General features: G+C 44.0%; 4 protein-coding genes. 3 read left to right on the plus strand and 1 reads right to left on the minus strand.

The window, feature by feature from the left end:
• Nucleotides 1–599 precede the first annotated feature (599 nt).
• Nucleotides 600–1,049, plus strand: coding sequence for an acetyltransferase (locus tag NE536_RS22095; protein ID WP_261274029.1), 450 nt, complete (start codon nt 600–602; stop codon nt 1,047–1,049).
• Nucleotides 1,050–1,191: 142 nt separating this feature from the next.
• Here the strand turns inward: NE536_RS22095 and NE536_RS22100 are convergent, their stop codons facing one another.
• On the minus strand, nt 1,192–3,336 hold the full coding sequence (locus NE536_RS22100) for a M3 family metallopeptidase (protein ID WP_261274026.1): 2,145 nt from the start codon (nt 3,334–3,336) through the stop codon (nt 1,192–1,194).
• Between the two features lie 708 nt (nt 3,337–4,044).
• Here NE536_RS22100 and NE536_RS22105 point away from each other — a divergent pair.
• Together NE536_RS22105 and NE536_RS22110 are read left to right on the plus strand one after the other, a co-directional pair.
• Nucleotides 4,045–6,090: a bifunctional 2',3'-cyclic-nucleotide 2'-phosphodiesterase/3'-nucleotidase gene (locus NE536_RS22105; RefSeq protein ID WP_261274027.1), complete on the plus strand. Its 2,046-nt coding sequence runs from the start codon at nt 4,045–4,047 to the stop codon at nt 6,088–6,090.
• Nucleotides 6,091–6,297: 207 nt separating this feature from the next.
• On the plus strand, nt 6,298–7,056 hold the full coding sequence (locus NE536_RS22110) for a DUF2057 domain-containing protein (protein ID WP_261274028.1): 759 nt from the start codon (nt 6,298–6,300) through the stop codon (nt 7,054–7,056).
• Nucleotides 7,057–7,155 lie beyond the last annotated feature (99 nt).

Raw genomic sequence — 7,155 nt, forward strand, 5'->3', positions numbered from 1 at the left:
ATGACCCTGGGTATTGTTATACCAAATGTATTAATTATACGAGGTAGACCTCGAGCAGTTAAAATCAATCAAATAAACGTCTATTTTCAACTCATTTGTTACTTACTGTTTTTATTCGTACTTGAACACCAAAAAAACTGGATTTTTCTCTGCTTTGTTATTTTTCCGTTATTAGCGAACTGGTTAATGTCGTCTGCTAAATATCTAACCTTCCTTGCCTTTTACGAAACTCTACGCAAGGATCCAATCGTGTTTAGACAAAGCTTAGCAAAAAGAATATTTAAGTAAGCACAGTAAATACAAGCTCTATTATCTGATATTAGTTTAAGTATATTTATCATTAGAAAACATTAACAACACGCCATAATATAACCCAAAAAATATAATGGGTGACGATGAGCAACTAGGTGTCGATGTAAGATAAATTTTGAAAAACATAACTTTTCTATCATAATTGTCGACAAGGTTACTGCGGATCTCGTCCGTAATCATATTCTTTTTAAAGGCGGATTCGTAAAGGTTGGTATGTTTCCGCTTCACATGTTAACCCACTTTAATTCACCGCTTAGGCGACATTAAATCTTCAATAGAGTTATATGATGAATATTGAGATGGTAGAAAAAGCAGATCATCTTAGTCTGCTCGATATTTGGGAAGCCTCGGTGAGAGCAACCCATGACTTTTTAGCAGAAGAAGATCTCCAACAATTAAAGCCGCTGATCCTCGAACAGTATTTTGATGCCGTTCACTTAAAGTGCGCTAAAAATGACAATGGAGAAATACTCGGATTCTGCGGCGTACATGATGGCAATATTGAAATGTTGTTCATCTCACCTGACGCGCGCGGAAAAGGGATTGGTTCCATGCTAGCGACACATGCCATTAAAGAACTGGGAGCCACAAAGGTGGATGTTAATGAGCAGAATCAACAAGCATTAGGTTTTTACCAACATATTGGTTTTTCAGTAACGGGTCGCTCACCCGTTGATGGACAGGGTAAACCTTATCCGTTGTTGCATATGGCGTTATATTCCATTGAGGGATTCTAGATGTATCCTGATTCAATCGATGAGAATAGGGTTGGAGAGTATCCAGCGGAAACAAAAATGATGAATAAATCCGCCCCGACATCAATAAAAAGGCTTGCTAGGTTTCCCTAACAAGCCTTTGGGCCTTTTTACAACGAATCGATTAGTCGACTAAACCGCGGCGCTTTAACAGTGCATCTGTTGTCGGCTTTTTACCGGTAAAGTGAATGTAATCTTGCATGAGATCTTCACTGTTACCTTTAGATAAGACTTCCTTACGGAATTTGTCACCATTATCGGCTTTCAATCCACCATGCTCGCCCATATAGGCAAAGGCATCGGCGGCAAACACTTCGGTCCACAAATACGCGTAATATCCAGCTGAATAACCACCGGAGAAGGCATGGCTAAAGTAACTCGATTTATAACGCGGGGGAATTGGCGCAAAATCGAGGCCGTGTTTAGCTAACACTTGGTGTTCAAACTTCTCTACATCGCTAATTTGAGTATCGGCGCTGATAGAGTGCCATTCCATATCTAACAAGGCGGCTGACAGATACTCAACGGTATCAAAACCTTGGCCAAACTTATTTGAGGCTAAGATTTTATCGAGCAGTGCCTTAGGAATTGGCTCACCCGTTTTGTAGTGTTTGGCATAGTTAGCAATCACAGCAGGATCGATATCCCAATCTTCGTTAACCTGGGATGGGAACTCAACAAAGTCACGTGCAGTTGATGTACCAGCCACGCTTGGATATTTCACCTGCGAGAATAAACCGTGAACCGCATGACCCATTTCATGGAACATAGTGGTCACTTCATCGAAGGTCATTAACGTTGGGCCATCGGCTGGCTTAGGAATATTCAGCGCGTTATAAACAACGGGCTTAGTACCAAGCAGACCGCTTTGGGTGACGAACTCATCCATCCACGCACCGCCGCCTTTGCCTTCGCGGGCATAAGGGTCAAGGTAGAATAAGCCAATAGAGCTGTTGTCTTTATCAAAGACTTCAAAGGCTAAGACATCGGGATTCCACACGGGTAAATCGGTACGCGCTTTTAAGCTGATGCCATACAGTTTATGCATAGCGAAAAACAGCCCGTCTTGCAGCACAGTATTAAACTCGAAATAAGGCTTGATGCTGCTTTCATCGAGGGAGTATTTCTCTTTACGCACTTTGTCGGCGTAGTAAGCCCAATCCCAAGGTTGCAGTTCGAAATCACCGCCCGCCTTTTTGATTTCGGCTTGAATATCAGCTGCTTCCACTTTGGCACGAGCCAAGGCTTTTGGCGCTAAATCATCGAGGATTTCATACACAGCAGCAGGGGTTTTCGCCATTTGATCGGCAACCGCATAGGATGCCCAAGTATCGAACCCTAGTAAATTGGCTTTTTTAGCCCGAATTTGCGCCATTTTAACAATCAATGGGCCATTGGTTGCAACAGCTCTGTGCGCCGAGGTTTCCCACACTTTTTGGCGCAGTTCACGGTTGCTCAGGCTAGAAAGCACAGGCTGGCGAGTCGTGTTCACTAAGGTAATCAAATAGCCCTCTTTTCCAACAGCTTTGGCGGCTGCGGCTAAGGTGGCGATTTCGCTGTCAGATAAACCGGCTAACTGGGCTTTATCGGTCACAACAATCACATCATCTTTAAATGATTTTAAGCTGTTTTGTGAAAAGTCCGTCGCTAAGGTTGCAAGCTCGGCGTTAAAGTCGCGCATTTTAGTTTTATCTTCAGCTGACAATTTCGCGCCAGCGCGAACAAACTGCTCATAGTAGTATTCAACTAAACGCTGATCTTCCGCATTTAAGCTGCTCTTTTGTTGATATACCGCTTCAACACGGGCAAATAACGTCGGATCGAGATAAATATTATCGCGATGGGCAGATAGCTTAGGTGCAAGATCTGCTTCGGTTTTCTGGAAATCATCATCAGAAATCAGACCGGCGAGATTAAAAAAGGTCCGCGACACCCGCGTTAATAATTCACCTGAGGTTTCCATCGCCAGAATGGTGTTGTCAAAACTGGCCGCTTGCTTGTTATTCACAATGGCAGCGATTTCAGCATCATGGGCTTTAATGCCTTGCTCGAAGGCAGGAGCATAATCTGCAGTATGGATAAGGTTAAATTGTGGTGCTTGATCCTGCAGTGGACTCTTGCTCAGCAACACATTGGTTGCTTGCGCTTTAGCAGCGGTTTGAGTCGCTACGGCATTTTTGGCTTCATTGGCACTGGCGGCTGGCTTGTCTGAACAAGCGCCAAGTAACAAAGCCGCGGCCACGGCTGTGGTTATAACGGACTTACGCATATTAACTCCCTTGGATGTTGCTGCCCTTTCGTTTGTATTTTTAAGGTGAAAGGTGCGCGCTAACGGATTTTGGCTTTCAGTTTAAAACAGTCTGAGTCAACGAACGCTTGTTGCTACGGTCGTTAATTTCGATGAACTACCTTAATAAGTTACGCGCATTTCAGCCAAGTTTTACCCCGCCACTGCGGCGCTAATTTGTATCACTTTATGTGTATTTCGAGTCTACAGGTACCTATGCCAACGCTAAGCTACACCTAAGGCGCAGCAATCAGTGTTAAGCCCTTGCAAGCAGAAATGATGAGGATTAGCTAAAATTCAATGTAAAAAGAATTATTTAAAACAATCTAATTGGATTTTTTAAGCCAAATATTCTCAACATAGAAAGCAGCATAAGCAAATAAAACACCGTTTTTATAACAAATATTAATTCTTCTTAATAAACTTTTTGCTGTGCTTATTTAAACCTCAATGTAACAAATACACAGGCCAAATGGCTCATTATTTAGGCAGACGCACTCTGGGTCACAATTTGAAACAGCTTTTCTCCGATTAATGTCACATTCAGATCATCAAATGTCTTTATAATTCCCGCTCGTTAACTTAGCGACAAATTAACCTAACAGTTAAATGACGCTGAATTAACGGGATGATGGGCATGCTCTTGACGGAACATGCGTTGGGGTCAAATAAATATAAATAGAGATAACTATGTTAAATAAGAAAATACTCGCAGTGATGATCACTGCCGCCTTTGGTGTCAGCGCCTGTAATTCTGATGACGACAAAGTCGTTCAAGCCGATTTACGGGTACTCGAAACCACAGATCTGCACACAAATATCATGGATTTCAACTACTACAGTGGTAAAGACGATCCGACTATCGGTCTTGCCCGCACTGCAAGCTTGATCCACGCTGCACGCAACGAAGCCAAGAATAGCGTCCTCGTTGATAACGGCGATCTACTGCAAGGCAGCCCTATGGGCGATTATATGGCAAAAGTTGGCCTGCAAATGGGCGATGTTCATCCTGCTTATAAAGCCATGAACCTATTAGATTATGAAGTCGGCAATATCGGTAATCATGAATTTAACTATGGTTTAGATTTCTTAAATAAATCCATTAGTGGTGCAGATTTCCCTTATATCAACTCGAACGTTTATTGCGCCGACGATAATGGTTGCTGGAAAGAAGTAAAAAAAGGTGAGCATTTATTCACCCCTTATATCATCAAACAAAAAATCATTATCGACAGCGAAGGTAATAATCAAACCATTAACATTGGTTATATTGGTTTTGTACCACCGCAAATTCTATTGTGGGATAAGCAAAATCTGACGGGTAAAGTGACGGTTGAAGATATCGTTACCACCGCGAAAAAATATGTCCCAGAAATGAAAGCCAAAGGGGCCGATATCATTATCGCCATTCCACACTCTGGCATTGGTTCGACAGAAAATCCTGGCGATCCTATGGCTGAAAACGCCACTTACGCTTTGACTTATGTTGACGGTATCGATGCGATTCTATTCGGCCACAGCCACTCTATCTTCCCAGATGCTAAGTATGCCGACTTGCCCAATACCGATGTCACTAAAGGCCTACTGAACGGCGTTCCCGCAGTGATGCCAGGTCGTTGGGGTGATAACTTAGGGGTGGTTGACTTTAAACTTGAGCGTAGAGATGACAAGTGGCATGTCCTTAGTGCCAAAACGCAAGCTCGCCCTATCTATGATGGCGCAAATAAAGCCCCATTAGTTGAAGCGGATGCTGCTATTCACGATGCTGTCGCAGCCGAGCACCAAGGTACCCTCGCCTTTGTGGATGAACCTATCGGTGTCGCCGCGGCGGACATGTATAGCTTCCTTACCTTAGTGCAGGACGACCCAACGGTACAAATCGTTTCAGATGCGCAAATCGCTAACGTGAAAGCGAAATTACCTGCAGCATTAAAAGGGCTGCCAGTACTGTCAGCTTCTGCTCCTTTTAAAGCGGGCGGTCGCCACGGTACAACCAGCGATGCCGATCAATTTGTGCAAGTCGATAAAGGTCCACTGACCTTTAAAAACGCCGCCGATCTGTACCTGTATCCCAACACTATGGTGGCAGTCAAAGCGACGGGCGCCGAATTGAAAGATTGGCTTGAGTGCTCAGCCAACCAGTTCAATCAAATCGACCCAGCAAAAACCACCCCACAAGGGTTAATCAACTGGGATGGTCATCCAACCTATAACTTCGACGTACTCGATGGCTTAACCTACAAGATTGATGTCACTCAACCGAGTAAGTTTGACCGCGATTGCGCCGTCGTTAATGCCAATGCGAACCGTATCGTTGATTTAAGCTATAAAGACGAAAACGGTAAAGTCATCACAGGTGAAGAATTTGCCGCGAAAGAGTTTATCGTCGCCTCAAATAACTACCGCGCCTTTGGTGGTAAGTTTGCAGGAACGGGTAGCGACCACGTCGTGCTCGAACTACCCGATACTAACCGTGAAGCGCTAGCTGCTTATATCACAGCGCAATCTCAGTACAACGAAACCACGGGTAAGTACGAAGGTATGGTCAATCCAAGTGCCGATTACAACTGGGATTTCAAAACCATCACGACCAACGTCACATTAGACGTTCGCTTCGAAACCCAAGACAGTGACAAAGCCGCTGCCTTTATTGAAGCCAATAAACAACGTGAAATGAAGAAGATCAGCAAGGATGAACTGGGTTTCGCCGTTTATAGCATCAACTTAACCAAATAAGCGTTCAATCCCGAAATATCATGCTCAAAAAGGCTCCTCGTGAGCCTTTTTTATTCCCTACAGATTAAATTAACGCTAATCTGCGCGCTATAAACGACGTGTCGCCATTTAGTACATCATGCTCCACACTAAAGGTTAAACCTGCTTTGTGTCGTCAAATATCTACCTTATTATTTAGCGGCGTCCTCGCAACAACAGAGAAAGCTTATGAAATATCAATCAATCTTATGTGCCACCGCGTTAATGCTGGTTGCAGTGCAACCTGCAACGGCCGATGTTCATCTCAATCTGCCTAAAAATGCTGAAGTATTAACGGTCAATGGCAAGCCAGCCGTAAAGAGTGGCAACCTCGTTTTAGCTGATGGTATCAATCAGATAGCCTTTCGCTATGCCGCGCAATACCGGCAACAAGCTGACTCAGTGCATTATCTATCCGACGTACTCATCGTCCGTTTTGATGCGTCAGCACAAACACTTACCCTGACCCTTCCCGCCATCAACTCAGCCAGAGATGCAAAGAAATTTGATGAGTCACCCAAGCTGACACTATCAAATGCTCAAGATGAAGCCGTGAGTTTTACCAGCGATAAATTGATTAAGAATGGCATCCAACTGGGACGGGATTTCGAACACGAGATACTGCAGTACAACCTTAGCAATCATCCGGCTTCATTAAATCTCACTATGAATACCGCGACAACACAAGCAAACGACGCCATTGCACCAGTATTAGCAAGCCAACCACAAATACGCCAAACAGCAGTAGTCACATCTACGAACTTGATAGCGCCAGCAGTGATGTCGTCAGCTGCCGCAGCGGTCAATGACAAGGCTCAGCCAACGACTTCAGTGACATCTACAACCACACCTAGCCAAGCTGAAATTAGTCAAATGCTTGATTACTGGTACAAACAAGCTAACGACAATACCAAAGCCAGCTTCAAAGCCAAAATCAATAAAGAGTGATCCATACCGCTTCGGCTATCTACTTCAGACCGCCAGCTAAGTGTCTCACATGGACTGGCGACTCTATTCAGTTCGTAAAGTTAGAACTTAGTAAAACTT

This window comes from Shewanella septentrionalis (genome assembly GCF_025370265.1).
In the GTDB taxonomy this organism is placed as follows: domain Bacteria; phylum Pseudomonadota; class Gammaproteobacteria; order Enterobacterales; family Shewanellaceae; genus Shewanella; species Shewanella hafniensis.

Excerpts from the sequence above, each read along its gene's own strand:
- NE536_RS22110 (WP_261274028.1), top strand. The coding sequence starts at position 6,298 with ATGAAATATCAATCAATCTTATGTGCCACCGCGTTAATGCTGGTTGCA.
- NE536_RS22095 (WP_261274029.1), top strand. The coding sequence starts at position 600 with ATGAATATTGAGATGGTAGAAAAAGCAGATCATCTTAGTCTGCTCGAT.
- NE536_RS22105 (WP_261274027.1), top strand. The coding sequence starts at position 4,045 with ATGTTAAATAAGAAAATACTCGCAGTGATGATCACTGCCGCCTTTGGT.
- NE536_RS22100 (WP_261274026.1), bottom strand. The coding sequence starts at position 3,336 with ATGCGTAAGTCCGTTATAACCACAGCCGTGGCCGCGGCTTTGTTACTT.